Origin of the sequence: Microvirga roseola (assembly GCF_020866965.1) — a bacterium.
Classification (GTDB): domain Bacteria; phylum Pseudomonadota; class Alphaproteobacteria; order Rhizobiales; family Beijerinckiaceae; genus Microvirga; species Microvirga roseola.
On sequence record NZ_JAJATX010000001.1, the window covers coordinates 172,383 to 191,157 of the forward strand.

The 18,775-nt window shown below is 65.9% G+C and carries 19 protein-coding genes; 9 read left to right on the forward strand and 10 right to left on the reverse strand.

What is annotated here, in order from left to right:
- Positions 1 to 107: 107 nt before the first annotated feature.
- Complete coding sequence (locus LG661_RS00870) at positions 108 to 1,241, reverse strand: saccharopine dehydrogenase family protein (RefSeq protein WP_230529958.1); 1,134 nt, start codon at positions 1,239 to 1,241, stop codon at positions 108 to 110.
- Positions 1,242 to 1,356: 115 nt separating this feature from the next.
- On the opposite strand from LG661_RS00870, the gene LG661_RS00875 reads away from it, so the two are divergent.
- Both LG661_RS00875 and LG661_RS00880 read left to right on the forward strand, forming a co-directional pair.
- Positions 1,357 to 1,785 (forward strand): Lrp/AsnC family transcriptional regulator, encoded by a 429-nt coding sequence (locus LG661_RS00875; protein ID WP_230529959.1) that lies wholly within the window; start codon positions 1,357 to 1,359, stop codon positions 1,783 to 1,785.
- Positions 1,782 to 2,990, forward strand: a complete 1,209-nt coding sequence (locus LG661_RS00880) for an NAD(P)/FAD-dependent oxidoreductase (protein ID WP_230529960.1) — start codon at positions 1,782 to 1,784, stop codon at positions 2,988 to 2,990. The genes LG661_RS00875 and LG661_RS00880 overlap by 4 nt, the downstream gene beginning before the upstream one ends.
- 7 nt (positions 2,991 to 2,997) lie before the next feature.
- Here LG661_RS00880 and LG661_RS00885 read toward each other — a convergent pair whose 3' ends face one another.
- On the reverse strand, positions 2,998 to 3,717 hold the full coding sequence (locus LG661_RS00885; protein WP_230529961.1) for a hypothetical protein: 720 nt from the start codon (positions 3,715 to 3,717) through the stop codon (positions 2,998 to 3,000).
- 206 nt (positions 3,718 to 3,923) lie between these two features.
- Here LG661_RS00885 and ugpB point away from each other — a divergent pair, with 206 nt between their 5' ends.
- The 6 genes from ugpB to LG661_RS00915 all read left to right on the forward strand — a co-directional run bounded on the left by ugpB (position 3,924) and on the right by LG661_RS00915 (position 11,133).
- A complete protein-coding gene (ugpB, locus tag LG661_RS00890) occupies positions 3,924 to 5,240 on the forward strand; it encodes a sn-glycerol-3-phosphate ABC transporter substrate-binding protein UgpB (RefSeq protein ID WP_230529962.1) in 1,317 nt (438 codons plus the stop codon).
- A 124-nt stretch (positions 5,241 to 5,364) separates the two neighbouring features.
- Positions 5,365 to 6,246, forward strand: a complete 882-nt coding sequence (gene ugpA / locus LG661_RS00895; protein WP_230529963.1) for a sn-glycerol-3-phosphate ABC transporter permease UgpA — start codon at positions 5,365 to 5,367, stop codon at positions 6,244 to 6,246.
- Positions 6,246 to 7,094, forward strand: a complete 849-nt coding sequence (gene ugpE / locus LG661_RS00900; protein WP_230529964.1) for a sn-glycerol-3-phosphate ABC transporter permease UgpE — start codon at positions 6,246 to 6,248, stop codon at positions 7,092 to 7,094. Before ugpA ends, ugpE begins: the two co-directional genes overlap by 1 nt.
- A gap of 115 nt (positions 7,095 to 7,209) precedes the next feature.
- Positions 7,210 to 8,289 (forward strand): sn-glycerol-3-phosphate import ATP-binding protein UgpC, encoded by a 1,080-nt coding sequence (locus tag LG661_RS00905; RefSeq protein WP_230529965.1) that lies wholly within the window; start codon positions 7,210 to 7,212, stop codon positions 8,287 to 8,289.
- A 646-nt stretch (positions 8,290 to 8,935) separates the two neighbouring features.
- On the forward strand, positions 8,936 to 10,567 hold the full coding sequence (locus LG661_RS00910) for an HAL/PAL/TAL family ammonia-lyase (RefSeq protein ID WP_230529966.1): 1,632 nt from the start codon (positions 8,936 to 8,938) through the stop codon (positions 10,565 to 10,567).
- 50 nt (positions 10,568 to 10,617) lie between these two features.
- Positions 10,618 to 11,133, forward strand: a complete 516-nt coding sequence (locus LG661_RS00915; protein WP_230529967.1) for a GNAT family N-acetyltransferase — start codon at positions 10,618 to 10,620, stop codon at positions 11,131 to 11,133.
- 6 nt (positions 11,134 to 11,139) lie between these two features.
- Here the strand turns inward: LG661_RS00915 and LG661_RS00920 are convergent, their stop codons facing one another.
- From LG661_RS00920 to LG661_RS00940, 5 genes are all read right to left on the reverse strand, one after another.
- Complete coding sequence (locus tag LG661_RS00920; protein WP_230529968.1) at positions 11,140 to 11,595, reverse strand: GNAT family N-acetyltransferase; 456 nt, start codon at positions 11,593 to 11,595, stop codon at positions 11,140 to 11,142.
- Positions 11,592 to 12,836, reverse strand: a complete 1,245-nt coding sequence (locus LG661_RS00925; RefSeq protein WP_230529969.1) for an allantoate amidohydrolase — start codon at positions 12,834 to 12,836, stop codon at positions 11,592 to 11,594. Before LG661_RS00925 ends, LG661_RS00920 begins: the two co-directional genes overlap by 4 nt.
- Before the next feature lie 63 nt (positions 12,837 to 12,899).
- Positions 12,900 to 13,943 carry an NAD(P)/FAD-dependent oxidoreductase gene (locus LG661_RS00930; RefSeq protein ID WP_230529970.1) on the reverse strand — a complete coding sequence of 348 codons (1,044 nt, stop codon included), beginning with the start codon at positions 13,941 to 13,943 and terminating at the stop codon, positions 12,900 to 12,902.
- A gap of 70 nt (positions 13,944 to 14,013) precedes the next feature.
- Positions 14,014 to 14,328: a 2Fe-2S iron-sulfur cluster-binding protein gene (locus LG661_RS00935; protein ID WP_230529971.1), complete on the reverse strand. Its 315-nt coding sequence runs from the start codon at positions 14,326 to 14,328 to the stop codon at positions 14,014 to 14,016.
- Between the two features lie 95 nt (positions 14,329 to 14,423).
- Complete coding sequence (locus LG661_RS00940) at positions 14,424 to 15,179, reverse strand: acetoacetate decarboxylase family protein (protein WP_230529972.1); 756 nt, start codon at positions 15,177 to 15,179, stop codon at positions 14,424 to 14,426.
- 75 nt (positions 15,180 to 15,254) lie between these two features.
- Here LG661_RS00940 and LG661_RS00945 point away from each other — a divergent pair, with 75 nt between their 5' ends.
- Entirely contained in the window at positions 15,255 to 15,440 is a 186-nt protein-coding gene (locus LG661_RS00945) for a hypothetical protein (RefSeq protein ID WP_230529973.1), read from the forward strand.
- On the opposite strand, the gene LG661_RS00950 is transcribed toward LG661_RS00945, so the two are convergent.
- The 3 genes from LG661_RS00950 to LG661_RS00960 are packed head-to-tail and all read right to left on the reverse strand — an operon-like array spanning position 15,437 to position 18,767.
- Entirely contained in the window at positions 15,437 to 16,150 is a 714-nt protein-coding gene (locus tag LG661_RS00950) for an ABC transporter ATP-binding protein (RefSeq protein ID WP_230529974.1), read from the reverse strand. The genes LG661_RS00945 and LG661_RS00950 overlap by 4 nt on opposite strands.
- Positions 16,147 to 16,923 carry an ABC transporter ATP-binding protein gene (locus tag LG661_RS00955; RefSeq protein WP_230529975.1) on the reverse strand — a complete coding sequence of 259 codons (777 nt, stop codon included), beginning with the start codon at positions 16,921 to 16,923 and terminating at the stop codon, positions 16,147 to 16,149. The genes LG661_RS00950 and LG661_RS00955 overlap by 4 nt, the downstream gene beginning before the upstream one ends.
- Positions 16,920 to 18,767 carry an ABC transporter permease gene (locus tag LG661_RS00960; protein ID WP_230529976.1) on the reverse strand — a complete coding sequence of 616 codons (1,848 nt, stop codon included), beginning with the start codon at positions 18,765 to 18,767 and terminating at the stop codon, positions 16,920 to 16,922. Before LG661_RS00960 ends, LG661_RS00955 begins: the two co-directional genes overlap by 4 nt.
- Positions 18,768 to 18,775: the final 8 nt, after the last annotated feature.

Sequence of the window (18,775 nt, forward strand, 5' to 3'; positions counted from 1 at the left end):
CTGGGAACTGCTTTTCCCGAATAGGGTCATGCGATTTCGTCAAGATCTAAGGATGCTCCCCCTTCGGCGGAAGCGGGAGACCGGTCCTTAATATCATGCCATGCGATTTAAGCCGCCGGGTCGAGGCGGATGTCCTTCACCGCAGGCTCACACTCCGCGTCCAGGCGCTCGCCCGCATAGACCCGGCCGAAGCGGTTGGCGAGGAAGGCATCGAGGCCGATCTCCTCCTGGCGCACGAAACCCTGTTTCGGCAGCTTGCCGGCGACCAGCAGGTCGAGCATGGCGCAGATGCCGGCGGCGGTCGTCACCTGGATCGCGGTGCGCTGCTGGCCTGCGACCGTCTGGCCGTAGACGCTGCGGGCGTAGGTCTCCTGCACATAGCGGCCGCCGCGCTCGCCGGTCACGGTCACGAAAACGATGACCATGTCCTGCATGGTGGCGGGCACCGCATTCTCCAGGATGTCCTTCAGGACCTCGCGGCGGTTGCGCAGCTGCAGGTCGTTGAGCAGGACCCGCATGAGCGCGCAGTGGCCGGGATAGCGGATGGTCTTGTAGTTCAGGTTGCGCACCTTGCCGGCCAGCGTCTCGCAGAGCGTGCCAAGGCCGCCGGAGGTGTTGAAGGCCTCGTAGCGGGTGCCGTCGAGGGAGAACTCCTCGAGCTCCTCCATGGCCGGGACTTCGCGCAAGCTGCCGTCGACCACCGCCTCGCAGCGCTCGATGTACTCGTTGATGACGCCGTCCGTGCTCCAGGTGAGGTTGTAGGAGAGGGCGTTCGATGGATATTGCGGCAGCGCGCCCACGCGCAGGCGCACGGTGTCGAGCTTGTCGAAGCGGCTCGCGATGTCATGCGCCACGATGGAGATGAAGCCAGGGGCGAGGCCGCACTGGGGAATGAAGGCGGACGTGGCGCCGTCGCAGAGCTCCTTCACCATGCGGGTGGTGGCGACGTCCTCGGTGAGGTCGAAATAATTGACGCCCGTCAGGCGCGCAGCCTTCGCGACGTGGCCAGTCAGGTGGTAGGGCGCGGCGCTGAGCACCGCGTAATGGCCCTTCAGGGCGTTCTGCAGGGCGACCGCATCGTTGAAGTCGAGCTGGACCGTCCTCACGCCATCCTTCGCGACGGCCTCCAGGGCAGCGGCGGAGGAATCCGCAACCGTGACGGCGTAGTCGCCGGTCTCGTGGAGCATGTCGACGATGGTGGAGCCGATCTTGCCGGCGCCGATGACGAGAATCGAGTGCATGAGAAACCTCCCTGTGGTCGGTCGAGAAAAGGGCACCTCGCTGCAGAACGCCATAGACAAACTGACGAAAAGACGAGTAGATCTCGGCAGATTGCCGTCTTGATTGGTCACATCGATGCTTGATGCCACGGATCGCGCCCTGGTTGCGCTCCTGCGGGAGAATGCCCGCATCGGTCACGCGGAGGCGGCGCGGCGGCTTAACCTGTCCCGCACCACGGTCCAGGCCCGGGTCGAGAGCCTGGAGCGCCGGGGCGTGATCGTGGGCTATACCCTGCGCCTGGCGGAGGAGGTCAGCCGCCGCATGGTGCGCGCGCACGTGACCATCGTCGTCGCTCCGAAGGCCTCGGCCGGGGTGGTGACCGCGCTTCAACGCATGCCTGAAATGCGCGCGCTTCATTCCGTCGCGGGTGTCTTCGATCTTCTGGCGGTGGTAGAGGCAGAGGACGTTCCCTCTCTCGACGCCGCCATCGACAGGATCGGCGCGCTCGAGGGCGTGGAGCGCACCCAGTCCTCCATCATCCTCTCAACGAAATTCGAACGATGACCTCCACAGATTCGAAGAGCGCCGATGTCGTGATCGTCGGCGGCGCCGTTATGGGCTCCTCCACCGCCTATCACCTGCTGGCCGATCCCGGCTTCAAGGGGCGCGTCATCGTCGTCGAGAAGGACCCGACCTACCAGCTCTCGGCCTCGGCGCTTTCGGCCGCCTCGATCCGGCAGCAATATTCGAGCGCGGTGAACATCCGCATCTCGCTTTACGGAATCCGGTTCCTGCACAGCATCGGCGACCACCTGGAGGTGGACGGCGAACGGCCGGAGATCGGGCTGCGGGAAGGCGGTTATCTCTACTGCGCCACGGAAGCCGGCGCGTCGATCCTGGCCGAGAACCAGGCGCTCCAGGCGGCGGAGGGCGCGGACATCCTGTTCATGAAGCCGGAGGAGCTCAAAAGCCGTTTCCCCTGGCTCAACGTGGAGGATCTCGCCGCCGGCACCTGGGGCCGCTCGGGCGAGGGCTGGTTCGACGGCTGGGGCCTGCTCCAGGCCTTCCGCAAGAAGGCGCGCTCGCTGGGCGCGGAATACGTGACGGGCGAGGTGGCCGAAATCGAGCGCGAGGGAGGGCGGATCGTCGCCGTGCGCCTGAAGGACGGCGCCCGCATCGCCTGCGGAGCGCTGGTCAACTGCGCGGGCTCCGGCGGACGGGCGGTGGCGGCGAAGGCCGGTCTCGAGATCCCGGTCCAGGCGAAGCGGCGCTACGTCTTCACCTTCTCCTGTAAGGAGCCAGTGGAGAATTGTCCGCTCCTTATCGACACCTCGGGAGCCTATGTCCGCCCGGAAGGGGAGGGGCACTTCATCTGCGGCGCCTCGCCCGAGGCGGATATGGACCCGGACTGGTCGGACGAGGATCCCGCAAGCCAGGAGATCGACTTCTCCTTCTTCGAGGAATTCATCTGGCCCGCGCTCGCCCACCGGGTGCCCGCCTTCGAGGCGATCAGGCCCGGCCGCGCCTGGGCGGGGCCCTACGACATGAGCCTGCTCGACCACAACGCCATCATCGGGCTCGCGGGCGGGTTCGACAATTTCTACCTGTGCAACGGCTTCTCGGGTCACGGCCTGCAGCAGGCTCCCGCCGTCGGCCGGGCGCTGTCCGAGCTGATCGTGCACGGAGGCTACCGCACGCTCGACCTGTCGGAGCTGGGCCATGAGCGCGTCGTCGCCAATCGCCCGCTCCTGGAGCGCAACGTGATCTGAGGCGGCGTCAGTCGCTCAGATAGATCCGGATGCGGCCGCCCCGGTTCATGTCCCGCTGAAAGGGGCCGGATCGCGGCGCGGGCGGCGTGGAATCCCGGCGGAGCTCGTTGACCCCGGGACGCTCCTCGCGCCTGCCGTCGTCATATTGCCCGGTCGGCACGGTGCTGCTGAAGCCGGTAGCGGACCGGGCGGTCTCGTCCGTGTTCAGGTCGCCGGTCCCGAGACTGGTGCCGTTGTCGATCATCGTGCCCATGCCGGGAAGCGAGCCGGTATTCGACATGCCTTCCGCATTCCCGCCCGTGATCCCGCCGCCGAGCGGCTTTCCGACATCGCCCGTGCCCTGCAGGGCTTCGGGGCCGCCGCCTTCGTGCGAGGTCCATTCCCGGCTGTCCCGGTCGAGATCCGCCGGATCGAACATCTCCAGCACCTGGATCGCCTTTTCGTGATCCTCCCGGTCGATGCGCGCCGCGATCAGCGAGTGCCCCCGCTGCAGGCCGCGCTCGAAAAGGTCGAGGTCCTCCTCCGGGAGCTCTAGGCCGCGGAGCGAGCTCCGGGCCTCAGGCTGGATCTCGAGGGTGCGGAAGCCTGAGATCGACGACACCTCCCGGCCGGGATTGACGCCGAGCGCCGTGACGCGGTCGCGGGCGAGACCCATCCCGAGCAGGGCCTGGAGGGCCTGCTGCGCCTTGAAGTGATCCTTGAACATGGCCGTGATGATACGTGGCATAGCTCTCTTCCATTGGGATACATCCTCAACGAACGGGCGCTTAAGCCTGTTCCCACCTTCGAATGTTAAGCCTTTTCAACGAAAGGGCTTCCATTTTGGAGCCGGCTATGATTGTCATGGCTCTGTCATGGAAACGTCATCCTGGCTTCGTGCAAGGATGATGAACGACAAGAACATCCGAACGGATGATCATGGGAGAGACCAGAATGATGAAGAAGTCCCTTCTCGGCGCCCTGGCCATCGGCCTGGCTTCGAGCACGTCCGCCTTCGCGCAGACGGAGATCCAGTGGTGGCACGCCATGACGGGCGCCAACAACGAGGTCGTCAACAAGCTGGCTGCGGATTTCAACGCTTCGCAGAACGAGTACAAGGTCGTTCCGACCTATAAGGGCTCCTACGCCGACACCATGAACGCCGGCATCGCCGCCTTCCGCGCCGGCAACGCCCCCCACATCCTGCAGGTCTTCGAAGTCGGCACCGCGACCATGATGGGCGCGAAGGGCGCCATCAAGCCCGTGCAGGAGCTGATGAAGGAAGCCGGCGAGAAGTTCGATCCGCAGGCCTACCTGCCGGCCGTGACGGGTTACTACTCGACCGCCAGCGGCGAGCTGCTCTCGTTCCCGTTCAACTCGTCCTCCACCGTGATGTGGTACAACAAGGACGCCTTCCGCAAGGCCGGCCTGAACCCCGACCAGCCGCCGAAGACCTGGCCCGAGGTGTTCGAAGCCGCCAAGAAGCTCCAGGCTTCCGGCCACCCGACCTGCGGTTTCTCCAGCGCCTGGATCACCTGGGTGAACCTGGAGCAGTTCTCCGTGTGGCACAACGTGCCGCTCGCCACGAAGGCCAACGGCATCGAGGGTTTCGACACCGAGCTGAAGATCAACTCGCCGCTGCACGTGAAGCACCTGCAGAACCTGGCCGATCTCCAGAAGAACAAGACCTTCGACTACTCCGGCCGCACCAACACGGGCGAGGGCCGCTTCACCTCGGGCGAGTGCCCGATCATGCTGACCTCCTCGGGCTTCTACGGCAACGTGAAGGCGAACGCGAAGTTCGAGTGGGCCAACGCTCCGATGCCGTACTACCCGGACGTCCAGGGCGCTCCGCAGAACTCCACGCTCGGCGGCGCTTCGCTGTGGGTCATGGGCGGCAAGAAGGCTGACGAGTACAAGGGCGTCGCCAAGTTCTTCGCCTTCCTGTCCGACACGGACCGTCAGGCGAAGCTGCACACCGACTCCGGCTACCTGCCGATCACCAAGGCGGCTTACCAGAAGGTCAAGGAATCGGGCTTCTACAAGCAGAACCCGTACCTCGAGACTCCTCTGATCGAGCTGACCAACAAGGAGCCGACGGAAAACTCCCGCGGCCTGCGTCTCGGCAACCTCGTTCAGATCCGCGACATGTGGGCTGAGGAAATCGAGAGCGCCCTGACCGGCAAGAAGTCGGCCAAGCAGGCCCTCGACGCCGCTGTCGAGCGCGGCAACCAGGAACTGCGCAAGTTCGAGCGGACCGTCACCCGCTAAGCTTCATCCGCAGTCGGATCATCGTCCCGGGCAGCCGCAAGCTGCCCGGGACTCTCTTATGACATAGCCTCGCAGATCGGTTGGTGCCGACCTCTGCCCGCGCATCACCCGTTGGCTTGGATCGATGGAAAAACGAGCCCTCTTCTCGAGCAAGTTTCTGCCGTACATGCTGCTCCTGCCGCAGCTGGCGATTACGATCATTTTCTTCTACCTGCCCGCATCGCAGGCCATCTGGCAGTCCTTCCTGATGGAGGACGCCTTCGGTCTTTCCAGCGAATTCGTCGGTTTCGAGAATTACCGCTACCTGTTCCAGCAGCCCGAATATTACCGGGCGATGGTGAACACGGCCGTCTTCTCCACCGCCGTCGCCGTCCTGTCGCTCGCCTGCTCGCTGCTCCTGGCCACCCAGGCCGACAAGAACCTGCGCGGCGGCGAAGCCTACAAGACCCTGCTCATCTGGCCCTACGCGGTCGCGCCCGCCATCGCCGGCGTGCTCTGGATCTTCATGTTCCACCCGTCGCTCGGCACGCTCACCCGGCCGATCCGCGCCGTCGGGATCGACTGGAATCCGCTGCTCAACGGCGACCATGCGATGCTCCTGCTGGTGCTCTCCGCCACCTGGAAGCAGATCAGCTACAACTTCCTCTTCTTCCTGGCGGGCCTGCAATCGATCCCGAAGAGCGTAATCGAGGCCGCCGCCATCGACGGCGCGGGCCCCTTACGCCGCTTCTGGACCATCATCTTCCCGCTGCTCTCGCCCACGACCTTCTTCCTCATCGTCGTGAACATCGTCTACGTGTTCTTCGACACCTTCGGCATCATCGATGCCGTGACCGGCGGCGGACCGGCGGGCCAGACGACGACCCTCGTCTACAAGGTCTATGCGGACGGCCGCCTAGGCGGCGATCTCGGCGGCTCCGCGGCGCAGTCGGTGATCCTGATGGTGATCGTGATCGGGCTCACAGCCATCCAGTTCAAATATGTCGAACGCAAGGTGCAGTACTGATGGTCGAGAGCCGGCGTTACAGAAACATCGTTGCCTACCTCGTCCTGCTGGTCGGCGTCGTCATCGTCGCCTTCCCGGTCTATCTGGCGATCCTGGCGTCCACTTTCGATGCGGCGACGATCATCAACGGCAACATGCCCCTGATCCCCGGCGATCAGGCGGACGAGAACTACTACCGCACCATCTTCGTCGGTGCGTCGAGCTCCACCCGCGAGCCCGTCGGGACGATGATGCTCAACTCCTTCATCATGGCCATGGGCATCGCGGTCGGTAAGATCCTGATCTCGATCCTCTCGGCCTTCGCGGTGGTGTATTTCCGCTTCCCGCTTCGCATGACGGCGTTCTGGGTCATCTTCATCACCCTGATGCTGCCCGTCGAGGTGCGTATCTACCCGACCTACAAGATCGTCGCGGATCTCGGCCTCCTCGACACCTATACGGGCCTGATCCTGCCGCTCATCGCATCGGCCACCGGCACGCTGCTGTTCCGGCAGTTCTTCATGACGATCCCGGACGAGCTGCTGGAAGCATCCAAGATCGACGGCGCCGGCGCGTTCCGCTTTTTCAAGGACACGCTGATCCCGCTCTCCATCACGACGATGGCGGCGCTCTTCGTGATCCAGTTCATCTATGGCTGGAACCAGTATCTCTGGCCGCTGCTGATCACGACGAAGAGCTCCATGCAGACCATCGTCATCGGCATCAAGAAGATGATCACGACGCAGGACGCCCTGACCGAATGGCAGATCGCCATGACGACCGCGGTGCTCGCGATGGTGCCGCCGGTGCTGGTGGTCATCTTCATGCAGCGGCTCTTCGTGAAGGGCCTCGTCGAAACCGAGAAGTGACGCCGGACTTCGCGCGTCGTTCTCCCGGCCCCGCCGGGAGGCTCATTGAAGTATCAAAGGATGACGGCCGACTGCCCGAGAAGATGCAGGGGTCGACGCTAAGGGGAATAGAACAATGGCAGGCGTGACGCTCGATACCGTGCGGAAGGTCTATGCGGGCAATGTGGAAGCCGTGAAGGGCGTCTCTCTCGGCATCGAGGACGGCTCCTTCTGCGTGCTGGTCGGCCCGTCCGGTTGCGGCAAGTCCACCTTGCTGCGCATGATCGCGGGCCTGGAGACCATCTCCGGCGGCACGGTGAAGATCGGCGACCGGGTCGTGAACCAGATCGAGCCGGCCGACCGCGACATCGCGATGGTGTTCCAAAACTACGCGCTCTATCCGCATATGAGCGTCTACGACAACATGGCCTACGGCCTGAAGAACCGCGGCACGCCCAAGGACGAGATCGAGAAGCGCGTGAAGGAGGCAGCCCGCATCCTCGCCATCGAGTCGTTCCTCGAGCGCAAGCCCCGCGCCCTCTCCGGCGGCCAGCGCCAGCGCGTCGCCATGGGCCGCGCGATCGTGCGCAAGCCCCAGGTCTTCCTCTTCGACGAGCCGCTCTCCAACCTCGACGCCAAGCTGCGCGTGCAGATGCGCGTGGAGATCAAGCGTCTGCAGCGCGCCCTCGGCGTGACCTCGATCTACGTCACCCACGATCAGGTCGAGGCGATGACGCTCTCCGACAAGCTCGTGGTCATGTCCGGCGGCCAGATCGAGCAGGTCGGCACGCCCTCGGACGTCTATCGCCGCCCCGAGACCCGCTTCGTCGCCACCTTCATCGGCTCGCCGCCCATGAACATCCTGCCCGGCAAGGTCGAAGGTCCCGGACGCGTCTCGGTCGGCGGCCAGATGATCCAGGTGACGGATATGCGCGACGGCCTCGCCCCCGGTTCCGCCATCGAGGTGGGCCTGCGTCCCGAGGACGTTCAGGCCGGGACCGGGGCGGGCTTCAGCGCCCTCACCATGGATGTGGACTTCGTCGAGGAGCTCGGCGCGACCCAACTCTTCCACGGCAAGGTCGCAGGCGCGGAATTCGTCGTGCAGGCCTCCACCGGCCAGATCCCGGCCGACACCCGCAGCCTCACCCTCTCCATCGACCCATCCAACGTCCACCTGTTCGACCCCCAGACCACGAAGCGCCTCGGCCGCGTCTGATCCGAAGGACAGCCGTGTGTCTCCCTCTCCCGTGTGGTAGAGGGCGGGAGCGAGAGGGCTGGCAGCCAAGAATTTTCACAGGCTCTGGATCGTCCAGGGCCTGTTTTGTTTGCGCTTTCGGTTTCCTGCCCCTCTCCCTCATCACCGGCCCTGTTCCGGTGATCCCGAAGGGATGTTCTCATTCTGTTCTAGGCTGTGGGGACAAGCTTTGCTATAGGTAGGTCAGATCTGCTCCACGAGGGGCGCGCTCGCGAGGCGTCGCAAGATGTGGGAGCAGGCACGGTCCTGCGGGAGGGCGACACGCACGCGCTCCCGACGGGAGGCCAGTCGCATCCGGCAACGGGTGATGGACCGCCTAAGAAAGCCGTGCGCGAGGGGCCACCCGGCTCTTTCCATCTCACCCATTTCTGAGCCGGACGCCCTTCGCGCCCCCTCTCCACCCCTTCAGGCTCGGAGCTGATCGGCTCCGGGCCCAAAGGTGCTGCCCTTTTGACCTTTGATGGTCCAAGGCCGTGACCGGAGGCCGGAACTCGCTGCAGCGGCGTCGCCCTCGCATGCGGCCGATGGCCGGTCACCTCGGCCCGATGCCGTTGTTGCGCCCCAACCGAAGCCCCATTATCCCTTGAGGACCATGCGAGGAACAGCGATGACGGTCAGGCTCGACGGAGCAACGCTCAAGATTGAGGATGTGGTGCGCGTGGCGCGCGCCGATGCAGCGGGGCGCTTTGCGGAAGCGGCACTCGATCCGGAGGCGCGCGAGCGGATCGCGGCGACCCGAGCCTATATCGACCGCACCTGGATGCATGACGACGCGCCGCTGATGTACGCCTTCAATACCGGCGTCGGGCTGTTCAAGGATCAGCGCGTTCTCATCAATGACATGGCGGCCTACCAGCAGAAGACGGTCTATGCCCATGCGACCGGTGTCGGCGAACCCTTCGCCGAGGACGTGACGCGGGCCATGATGCTGCTGCGCGCCAATGCCTTCGCCTCGAATTATTCCGGCCCGCGCGTCGAGCTCGTCGAGCGCCTCATTGCCTTCGTCAATGCGGGCCTGCACCCGGTCATCCCGCAGAAGGGCTCGGTCGGCGCATCGGGCGATCTCGCGCCGCTCGCCCATATGGCGGGCGCGGTCTGCGGCTTCGCGGAAGCGCAGATGGTCTACAAGGGCCGCATCATGCCCGCCCGCGAGGCCATTGCCGCGGCAGGGTTCGATCCCGATTTCGAGCTCGGCGCAAAGGATGCTTCCGCCCTCATCAACGGCTCGACGACCTCGCTCGCGCTCGCGGCGCTCGCCACGCACGACGCGCGGCGCATCCTGAAGCACGCCGACATCGCCATGTGCCTCTCGCTCGAGGCCATGCGCGGCGAACTCGCGGCCTTCGATCCGCGCGTGCATAAGGCGCGCCCGCATCCGGGCCAGGCGAAGGTCGCGCGCAACCTCCTGCGGATCCTGGAGGGCACGCAGCGCTGCTCGCAGAGCGCCCGCGACATCGTCTTTCCCGACGAGCCGCGCCAGCCGGGGCAGCCTGCCAGCCCGCGCGTGCAGGACGTCTATTCGCTGCGCTGCACCCCCCAGGTGCACGGTCCCGCCTGCGAGGCCGTGGACTATGTGGAGTGCATCGTCGGCACGGAGATGAATTCCGCCACCGACAATCCGTTGATCTTCGATGACGGCCAGGGCGGCTACGTCTCGATCTCGGGCGGCCATTTCCACGGCCAGTACATGGCGCAGGCAATGGACTTCCTCGCTATCGCCATGACCGATCTCGGCTCGATTTCGGAGCGGCGTCTCGCGCGGCTCATCGATCCCACCATGTCCTATGGGCTGCCGCGCAACCTGCTCGCCGGCAAGCGCGGACTGAACACGGGCTTCGCGACGGTGCAGTGCTCCATGTCGGCCCTGGTGATGGAAAACCGGTCTCTCTCCGTGCCCGGCTCCGTCGACTCGATCCCCGGCAAGTCCAATGCGGAGGACCATGTCTCGAACTCCACCTGGTGCGGGCGCAAGGCGCGCACCGTTGTCGAGAACGTGGAGCAGATCGTGGCGGGCGAGTTGCTGATGGCGGCGCAGGCGCTGACCCTCGTCGAGCCTCTCGCCAAGGATCATCCGCTGGGCAAGGGATCGCGTGCGGCGATGGAGGCCATCCGCGCCGTCATCCCGCCGGCCCTCGACGGCGACCGCTGGTATGCGACCGAGATGCGCCAGGCCCTCGACCTCATGCGCTCCGGCGCGGTGGTCGAAGCGGTCGAGAGCGCGGTGGGTGAGCTGGAATAAGAGCGGATTGGCAGAGCTGCGCTACGTTCCGGGAAGAGGGGATCGGTTCCATGGCATCGCGAGTCACCATCCGTCCCGTTCGCATCGAGGATGCCGATGAGCTGATCGCCGCCAATCTCGCGAGCATCGCGCTGCACGAGCCCTGGGTCTATCCGTGCCGGGACCGGATCGGCTTCATGGCCTATCTCGCCCGTTGCGACGGCGACAGATCCATCGGCTTCATCGCCCGCGAGACGTCGAGCGGCAGGATCGCCGGCGTCGTCAATCTCAGCGAGATCGTGCACGGTTTCTTCCAGAGCGCCTATATGGGCTATTACGGCGTCGTCGGCATGAACGGGCGCGGATTGATGAGCGAAGCGGTGGGCCTCGTCGTCACTCACGCCTTCACGGAACTCGGCCTGCATCGCCTGGAGGCGAACATCCAGCCGGGCAACAAGCCCTCGCGCACTCTCGTGCAGCGTCTCGGCTTTCGGCAGGAGGGATTCTCGCCGCGCTACCTCAAGATCGGCGGCATCTGGCGCGATCACGAGCGCTGGGCCATCCTTGCGGAGGATTGGAGCGGCTGAGATGCTTCAGGCGCTCGGAGCCGGGCCGAGTTTCTTCTGAAGGAAGAAGCGGCTCGAGCCGACAGGATAGTCCTTCAATTCGCCGAAGACCTCGTAGCCGAGGCGCTGATAGAGGCCGAGCGCCTTCGGGTTGAGCGTGTCGAGCCAGGCCGCATGGCAGCCGCGGCGGCGCGCCTCGTCCTCCGCCATGGCGATCAGCCGCGTCGCGAGGCCCGAGCCCCTAAGGGTCTCGGGCACGAAGACCAGCTCGATGGCACGCCAGCCCCCGGCCGTGCGTCCCAGGAGGCCGCCGACTGGCGCCTGGCACTCCGGATCGCGGATGGCGATGGCCAGGTCCTGCCCCGCAGGCTGCGAGGAGAGCAGGACCGTCTGGTTGAATGTGCGGATGCCTTCGAGGACGACGCGATGCAGTTCGTCGTCCGGCTCGCCGACGAAGGCGAGGATGGGCGACGGGACCGTCATACCGGAGCCGTCAGCTTCCTGACGGCCTCGATCAGCACGTGCGCCGCCATATCCGCATCCTCGAGCGTGATCGACTCCGCCGGATTGTGGCTGATGCCGTCCTTGCAGCGCACGAAGAGCATGGCGGCAGGGCACAGATGCGCCATGGCCACCGCGTCATGTCCCGCGCCCGAGGCCAGGCGCAGCGGCTCGATGCCGAGGCTCGCCACCGCATCCTCGAGCACCGTCATCAGGCCCTTTTCCATGGGCGTTGCCGGCGAGTCCATGAAAGGCTCGATGGTGAGCGCGACGCCCCGGCGTTCAGCCGCCGTTTCGCACTCGGTCACGATGTCCTGCACCATGGCGTTGCGCACCGCGTCGTCCGGCGCGCGGGCGTCGAGGGTGAAGTCGACCCGCGCGGGGATCACGTTGATCGCGCCCGGCTGCACCTGGGCGACGCCAACGGTCGCGACCGTGTCTGTGCGCGTGCCACCGGCGCGCTCCACGATGCCGATCATTTCGGCGACGGCCGCCAGCGCATCGCGGCGCATGGCCATCGGCACGGTGCCCGCATGGCCCGCCTCGCCGGTCACATGAGCGCGGGCCCTGGTGATGCCGTTGATGGCGGAGACGATGCCGACCGGAAGATTTCGGGATTCAAGCAGCGGACCCTGCTCGATATGCACCTCGAGGTAGCCGCGATAGCGGGCAGGATCGCGGGCGAGGGCGGCGATCCCCTCCGGGTCGCCGCCGAAGCGGATTAGCGCCTCGCGAAGGGTCACCCCATCCTGGTCCCTGCCGTCGAGCCAGGCGGGATCGAACCGGCCTGCGAGCGCATGGGACGTGGAGAGATTGGTCGGAAAGCGGACATTCTCCTCGTCCCCAAAGGCGACGATCTCGATGGGACAGGCGGGGATGGCGCCCCCGTCCCGCAGGGCCTGCGCCACGGCGATGCCGAGCACCACGCCGAGATTGCCGTCATAGCGGCCCGCATCGACGACCGAGTCGATATGCGAGCCGACGATGAGGGCAGGCGCATCGGGGGCCTGTCCCTCCATGCGGCCGATCACGGAGCCGAGGGCGTCGATATGCGCGTCAAGCCCCGCATCCCGCATGAGGGCGAGCACCGTCTCGGCGGCGGCGCGATGGGCGGGCGAGAGATAGAGGCGCGTGATGCGCCCGGGATCGTCGCTGTGCTGCGCGAGCGCCTCGATCATCGCCATGACGCGACGGCCGAGGGAGAGATCGGATGAGTTCGTCATGAGCCCAGAGTTTCAGGAACCGGCCCGCTCCGCAAGGGGAAGGCGGGCCGTATCCAAACCCTGTCAGGCCACGACGCCGAGCTTCTTCTGAAGGCTTGTGGACGAGGTCGTGTATTGGAAGAGAAGCTTTTTCTCAGGGTATACATAGCGGTGCACCTTCTGTGCTGCGAGCGCGCCCTCGTGGAAGCCGGAGAGGATGAGCTTCAGCTTGCCCGGATAGGTGTTGATGTCGCCGATGGCGAAGATGCCGGGTACGTTGGTCTCGAATTTTTCCGTATCGACCGGGATCAGGTTCTCGTGAAGGTTCAGCCCCCAATCGGCGATGGGGCCGAGCTTCATGGTGAGGCCGAAGAAGGGCAGCATCACGTCGCACTCGATCAGGAACTCCGAGCCGTCGTCCTTGCGGATGACCGCGCCTTCGAGCACTGGAGCCTCGCCCTTGAGGCCCATCACCTGTCCAAGATGGAAATCCATGTCGCCCGCGGCGACGAGCGAACGCATCTTTTCCACCGTATGAGGCGCGGCGCGGAAGGCGTCGCGGCGGTGGAGAAGCGTGAGGCGCTTGGCGATGGGCTGCAGGTTCACGGTCCAATCGAGGGCGGAATCGCCGCCGCCGACGATCAGCACGCGCCTGTTCCGGAACATCTCCATCTTGCGCACGGCGTAGAATACGCCGGTGCCCTCATAGGCTTCGATATTGTCGATGGGCGGCTTCTTGGGCTGGAACGAGCCTCCGCCGGCGGCGATGATCACCGCCTTGCAGGTGAACGTCGTGCCGTTCTCAGAGGTCTTCACCCGGAAGCGCGGGGCTTCCGGCGTGCCGATGGATTCCAGGCTCTCCACCATCTCGTTGAGGTGGAAAGTCGGGTGGAACGGTTCGATCTGCGCCATCAGGTTGTCGACGAGCCCCTGGCCCGTGACGACGGGGAAGCCGGGGATGTCGTAGATCGGCTTTTCCGGATAGAGCTCGGCGCATTGGCCGCCCACCTTCGGCAGGATGTCGATCAGGTGGCATTTGATGTCGAGGAGGCCCAGTTCGAACACGGCGAACAGGCCCACAGGCCCGGCTCCGATAATGACGACGTCCGTTTCGATATTGTCCACCATGAACAGGCTCCTTCGAGAGACCCCTTCGAAAGCACGGTCTCCGGGTATTGGCAATGCGGCAGGGATGCGGTCAGCCGCCCGTGGGGGCGAGGGTGACCTCCAGGCCGTCGAGGTCGGGAGTCCAGATGATCTGGCACGAAAGGCGGGAATTAGGACGGGTCACCACCGTGTCGAGCTGATCCTCCTCCTCCCCGGTCGGGGGATAGAGCTGGTCGAGCCATTCCTCGGCGACGAAGACATGGCAGGTGGCGCATTCGCAGGCCCCGCCGCACAGGCCCTCGATGGGCAGGCCCCAATCCCGGATGATCTCCATGACCCGCCAGCCCTCGATCGCTTCGAGGGTGTGGCGCTGGCCGGCCCGGTCGGTCACATGGATGACGCCCATGAAGCGGGAATTCCTTCACGTCGAATGAGAGGAGGCGGGCGCAGGCTGCGCCGGATGGCCTGCATATCGGCCGTTCGCCCCGTTCCGTCAATGGCTTAGCGCCCGTATGATTGCCTTGGCCGTGAGGAGAGGAGCCAGGCCAGAGCATCGGGCAGGAAGGATGCTCTGCTCTCCGAGGCATCAACCCCGAACCCGATTACGGCCGAGCCCGATCTGACGCTCAGGATCGGCATGTGGCCCCGCAGAAAACCAAGAGGGCCGGTCTCGCTGAAACGCCAGACGGCGCGCCCGAGGTCCACGCGCCCGTCGATCCGCAGCCGGGTGACCTTGAGGCGGCCCCGGAGCTCCTGCACGGCCTGCAAGGTCAGCGGCCACTGTCCGGGAACGGGGAGCGTCCGGTCGAAGGTGAGACGCGCGATCTGTCCCCCCTCGTCCCGGGCCTCCTCGCCGAAGGCCCCCGAGCCGGTCGGAGCAAACCGGGCGAGCTGCTTCGGGACGCCCCAAAGCTCCCGGCCCCCCGCCATGGAGGCCGGATCGTCGACCCAGATATGAGTGATGGAGAGCCCGAAACCGTCATCGGCACGCAGGGCGACGCCGCAGAGCAGCTCGCGGTATCGCAGCACGCTGCCGGGCCTGTACACCGCCCACCCGGTCACCACGAGAGCCCTGTCGCTGACGGCGAGCGGCGCAACGCCCTCCGGCAGGAAAGCCTCGACGGTCGAACGGGGAACGAGCCAGAAGGAGCCGTAAAGCTCTCCCCTGAGCCGCCAGGGCTCCGGGGGATAGGCGATGCCGTCGGCAGAAACGGGCCAGCCCGTGGGAGGCCCTGGAGAGGAAGCGCGAGGATCCATGCCGATGGGAACGCAGGCCGCCGTATGGGAGTTGCAACTGTCAGGCTGGACACTCACTGGGGGCAGGAGACCGATATGAGATCACGCAACTGGATAGCCCTCCTTGCCGTCGCGCTGCTGATCGTCGCGATGAGCACGGTGCTATGGGTCGTATTCGTCGACCGTGACGATCCGCCAGGGGCGACAGGGGCAATTCCCGGGGCAGAAACGCCCGCCACCGCCACTCCGGTGACGCCGGAAACCCCAGGGCGCGTCCCCTAGACTCCGAGCGTTTCGGCCCGCAGAGCCTCATTCGCCATCAATTCCGCCATGGAGCCCTGAAAACGGATCTCGCCCCGCTCGATGACGCAGGCCCTGTTGCTGATGCCGGCGGCGAAAGCCCAGTTCTGCTCGGAGAGAAGCACGGCCACGCCCTCGGCCTTCATGGCGCGGATCGCCTCCGCCATCATCTGCACGATGACCGGCGCGATGCCTTCCGACGGCTCGTCGAGCAGGATGGCTTCCGGATTGCCCATGAGCGTGCGCGCAATGGAGAGCATCTGCTGCTCGCCGCCGGACATCTGGCTGCCGCGGCGGTCTCGCATCTCGGCAAGGTTGGGAAAGAGCCTGAAGAGCCGCTCGGGAGTCCAGGGCGAGCGCCCTGCACCGGCAGCGCGATGGCCGGTCTCCAGGTTCTCGTCGACGGTGAGATCCGTGAAGATGCGCCGGTCTTCTGGAACGTAGCCGAGGCCGAGGCGGGCGATCCGGTAGGTCGGCAGGCCGATGAGCGAACGGCCTCTGAAGGCGAGGCGGTCGGCCTTCGCGGGGACCAGTCCCATGATCGCCTTGAGCGTCGTCGTCTTGCCGGCTCCGTTGCGCCCGACGAGGGCCACGACTTCGCCTGCGCGAAGTTCAAGCGACAATCCGAACAGCACCTGCGCGCTGCCGTAGGAGGCGGACAGATTCCGGATATCCAGAAGCGGCGCACTCACGGGGCTTCTGCTCCTGTCGGCTGCGCAAGGGCGTGGTCATCGCCGAGATAGGCCTGCTGCACATCCGGGTTGCTGCGAATCTCGTCGGGCGCGCCGCTCGCGATGATCCGGCCGCGCAGGAGCACGAGGACGCGGCCCGCGTGGCCGAAGACTACATCCATATCGTGCTCGGTGAAGAGGACGCCAATGCCTTCCGATGCCGCGATGGAGGCCGTCAGATCCATGAGCGCCGCCCGCTCGCGAGGGGCCATGCCTGCGGTCGGCTCGTCCATGAGCAGCAGTTTGGGCTGGCCTGCGAGCGCGATGGCAAGCTCCACCCGTTTCACGTCGCCATAGGCTAGCGCCGAGCAGGGACGATCCGCCGCGTCCGCCATGCCGACCCGGTCGAGAAGCATCAGCGCCTCTTCGCGATGGCGCTTGCGGGCTGGAGACCAGAGGGCGCGGCTCTCCCTTGCACGGCTCACCAGGGCCATCTGTACGTTCTCCGCCACGCTCATGGAAAGGAAGGCCTGCGCCACTTGGAAGGTGCGGCCCACGCCCCGGCGAAAGCGCGCCTGCGGAGAGATGGCGGTGATGTCCTGCCCATCGAGCAGGACCTGCCCATGGTCGGAGCGGAGCTGGCCGCCGATCATGTTGAACACGGTCGATTTGCCCGCGCCGTTCGGGCCTATGAGGGCGAGCATCTCGCCGCGCTCCAGGGCGAAGTCCACGTCCTGCGCCGCCACCACGCCGCCGAAGGACTTACTGAGGGATTGGACGGCGAGAAGCGTCATGCCCGCTCCTCCCGCCAATGCTGGACGGTGCCGACGAGACCGCGCGGGAAGAGCAGCACCATGGCGATGATGCTCAACCCTAAGAACAGTCGCCAGAGGGAGGTCAGCGGCATGATCTGGTCGCGCAGGAAATGCAGCACGCCTGCGCCCACGAGCGGCCCCATTACCGTCTGGATGCCGCCCAGCAGCAGCATGGTGAGCGCATCCACGGAGGTGGGAATGCCGAGCAGGCCAGGATCGACGGAGCCCCGCGAGAAGGCGTAGAGACCGCCGGAAAGCCCTGCGGCGGCGCCGGAGATCATGAAGGCGAGCCAGCGATGCTGGCGCAGATTGATGCCGATGGACTCGGCGCGAGGCTCGGAATCGCGCGCAGCGCGCAGCGCGTAGCCGAAGGGCGCGTTGATGATGCGGACGAGCAGAAAGACGGCCACGACGGTCAGGCCGAGCGTCATCAGGTAATAGGGGACCTGACCGCTGGCCCAGGCGGAGGGCCAGACGCCGACGATGCCGTTATCGCCGCCCGTGACCTCCACCCACTGGAAGGCGACCGCATAGAGGATCTGCGCAGCGGCGAGCGTCATCATCGCGAGATAGATGCCGGACAGGCGCACGACGAAGGCCCCGATCAGCGCAGCGCCTGTACCGGCCAGCACGAGCCCTGCGGGGAGCGCGGCCTCCATCGGTGCGCCGAGCCACTTCACGGCCAGCGCCGCGCCATAGGCCCCCAAACCGAAGAAGGCTGCATGGCCGAAGCTCACAAGACCGCCGACGCCGATGAGGAGCTGGAGACTGAAGGCGAAGAGCGCAAAGATCAGGATTTCGGTGGCGACCTTCAGGAGATAGGCGTCGGCCGCCAGCGGGAGGCAGGCGAGCGCAGCAATCGCGGCGAGCCCCAAAATCCAGTTGGAGGATCGCGGCTTGTGGCTGGCGATGCCGACCGCGTGCGTGCCGCCAACCGTCTCGGGCCGTCCGAACAGGCCGTTGGGCCTGATGGCCAGCACCACCGCCATGAGCAGGAAGACCACGACGAGCGTGCTCTTCGGAAAGATCAGAATGCCGAAGGCCTGCAGCTGGCCGATGATGAGGGCCGCGAGAAAAGCGCCCGTCACGCTGCCCATGCCGCCGACGACGGTGACCACGAAAGCCTCCGCGATGATCGCGAGGTCCATGCCCGTATTGGCCGCCACGCGCGGGATCTGCAGCGCGCCGCCAAGACCTGCGAGGAAGGCTCCGAGAAAGAGCGTGCCGGTGAACAGTATCGCCTGGTTCACGCCGAGCGCTGCGATCATGTCCCGGTCCTGCGTCGCCGCACGCACCAGGACGCCGAAGCGCGTCCGGCGCAGAAGCAGCCAGACGAGACCGAGCACGACGGGTCCGGCGGCGATGAGCACGAGTTCGTAGGACGGAAAACGCCGTCCGAGAATCTCGACCGGCGCGCGCAGTCCCGGTGCACGGGGGCCGAGGATGTCCTGCGGCCCGAAGACCTGCACCACGAGATCCTGCACCACGAGCACGAGGCCGAAGGTGGCGAGCAGCTGGAAGAGTTCCGGCGCGCCGTAGATGCGGCGCAGGAGCAGAACCTCGATGAGAACGCCGATGATGCCGACGATGAGAGCTGAGACGAGAATGCCGGCCCAGAAGGAGACCGGCCCGAAGGAGAGCTCGAGGAGCCGCGGCACGAGCGTCGCCGCCGTATAGGCTCCGATCATGTAGAGGGAGCCGTGCGCGAAGTTCACGATCCGCGTCACGCCGAAGACGATGGTGAGCCCGCAGGCGGTGATGAAGAGCGACGAAGCGCTGGCGAGCCCGTTGAGAGCCTGGATGACGAGAAAGGAGGGATCCATGAGCTATC

What these genes read in the sequence shown, in the direction of transcription:
- LG661_RS00870 (WP_230529958.1), bottom strand. Translation starts at nt 1,241, where the DNA reads ATGCACTCGATTCTCGTCATCGGCGCCGGCAAGATCGGCTCCACCATC.
- LG661_RS00875 (WP_230529959.1), top strand. Translation starts at nt 1,357, where the DNA reads ATGCTTGATGCCACGGATCGCGCCCTGGTTGCGCTCCTGCGGGAGAAT.
- LG661_RS00880 (WP_230529960.1), top strand. Translation starts at nt 1,782, where the DNA reads ATGACCTCCACAGATTCGAAGAGCGCCGATGTCGTGATCGTCGGCGGC.
- LG661_RS00885 (WP_230529961.1), bottom strand. Translation starts at nt 3,717, where the DNA reads ATGCCACGTATCATCACGGCCATGTTCAAGGATCACTTCAAGGCGCAG.
- ugpB (WP_230529962.1), top strand. Translation starts at nt 3,924, where the DNA reads ATGATGAAGAAGTCCCTTCTCGGCGCCCTGGCCATCGGCCTGGCTTCG.
- ugpA (WP_230529963.1), top strand. Translation starts at nt 5,365, where the DNA reads ATGGAAAAACGAGCCCTCTTCTCGAGCAAGTTTCTGCCGTACATGCTG.
- ugpE (WP_230529964.1), top strand. Translation starts at nt 6,246, where the DNA reads ATGGTCGAGAGCCGGCGTTACAGAAACATCGTTGCCTACCTCGTCCTG.
- LG661_RS00905 (WP_230529965.1), top strand. Translation starts at nt 7,210, where the DNA reads ATGGCAGGCGTGACGCTCGATACCGTGCGGAAGGTCTATGCGGGCAAT.
- LG661_RS00910 (WP_230529966.1), top strand. Translation starts at nt 8,936, where the DNA reads ATGACGGTCAGGCTCGACGGAGCAACGCTCAAGATTGAGGATGTGGTG.
- LG661_RS00915 (WP_230529967.1), top strand. Translation starts at nt 10,618, where the DNA reads ATGGCATCGCGAGTCACCATCCGTCCCGTTCGCATCGAGGATGCCGAT.
- LG661_RS00920 (WP_230529968.1), bottom strand. Translation starts at nt 11,595, where the DNA reads ATGACGGTCCCGTCGCCCATCCTCGCCTTCGTCGGCGAGCCGGACGAC.
- LG661_RS00925 (WP_230529969.1), bottom strand. Translation starts at nt 12,836, where the DNA reads ATGACGAACTCATCCGATCTCTCCCTCGGCCGTCGCGTCATGGCGATG.
- LG661_RS00930 (WP_230529970.1), bottom strand. Translation starts at nt 13,943, where the DNA reads ATGGTGGACAATATCGAAACGGACGTCGTCATTATCGGAGCCGGGCCT.
- LG661_RS00935 (WP_230529971.1), bottom strand. Translation starts at nt 14,328, where the DNA reads ATGGGCGTCATCCATGTGACCGACCGGGCCGGCCAGCGCCACACCCTC.
- LG661_RS00940 (WP_230529972.1), bottom strand. Translation starts at nt 15,179, where the DNA reads ATGGATCCTCGCGCTTCCTCTCCAGGGCCTCCCACGGGCTGGCCCGTT.
- LG661_RS00945 (WP_230529973.1), top strand. Translation starts at nt 15,255, where the DNA reads ATGAGATCACGCAACTGGATAGCCCTCCTTGCCGTCGCGCTGCTGATC.
- LG661_RS00955 (WP_230529975.1), bottom strand. Translation starts at nt 16,923, where the DNA reads ATGACGCTTCTCGCCGTCCAATCCCTCAGTAAGTCCTTCGGCGGCGTG.
- LG661_RS00960 (WP_230529976.1), bottom strand. Translation starts at nt 18,767, where the DNA reads ATGGATCCCTCCTTTCTCGTCATCCAGGCTCTCAACGGGCTCGCCAGC.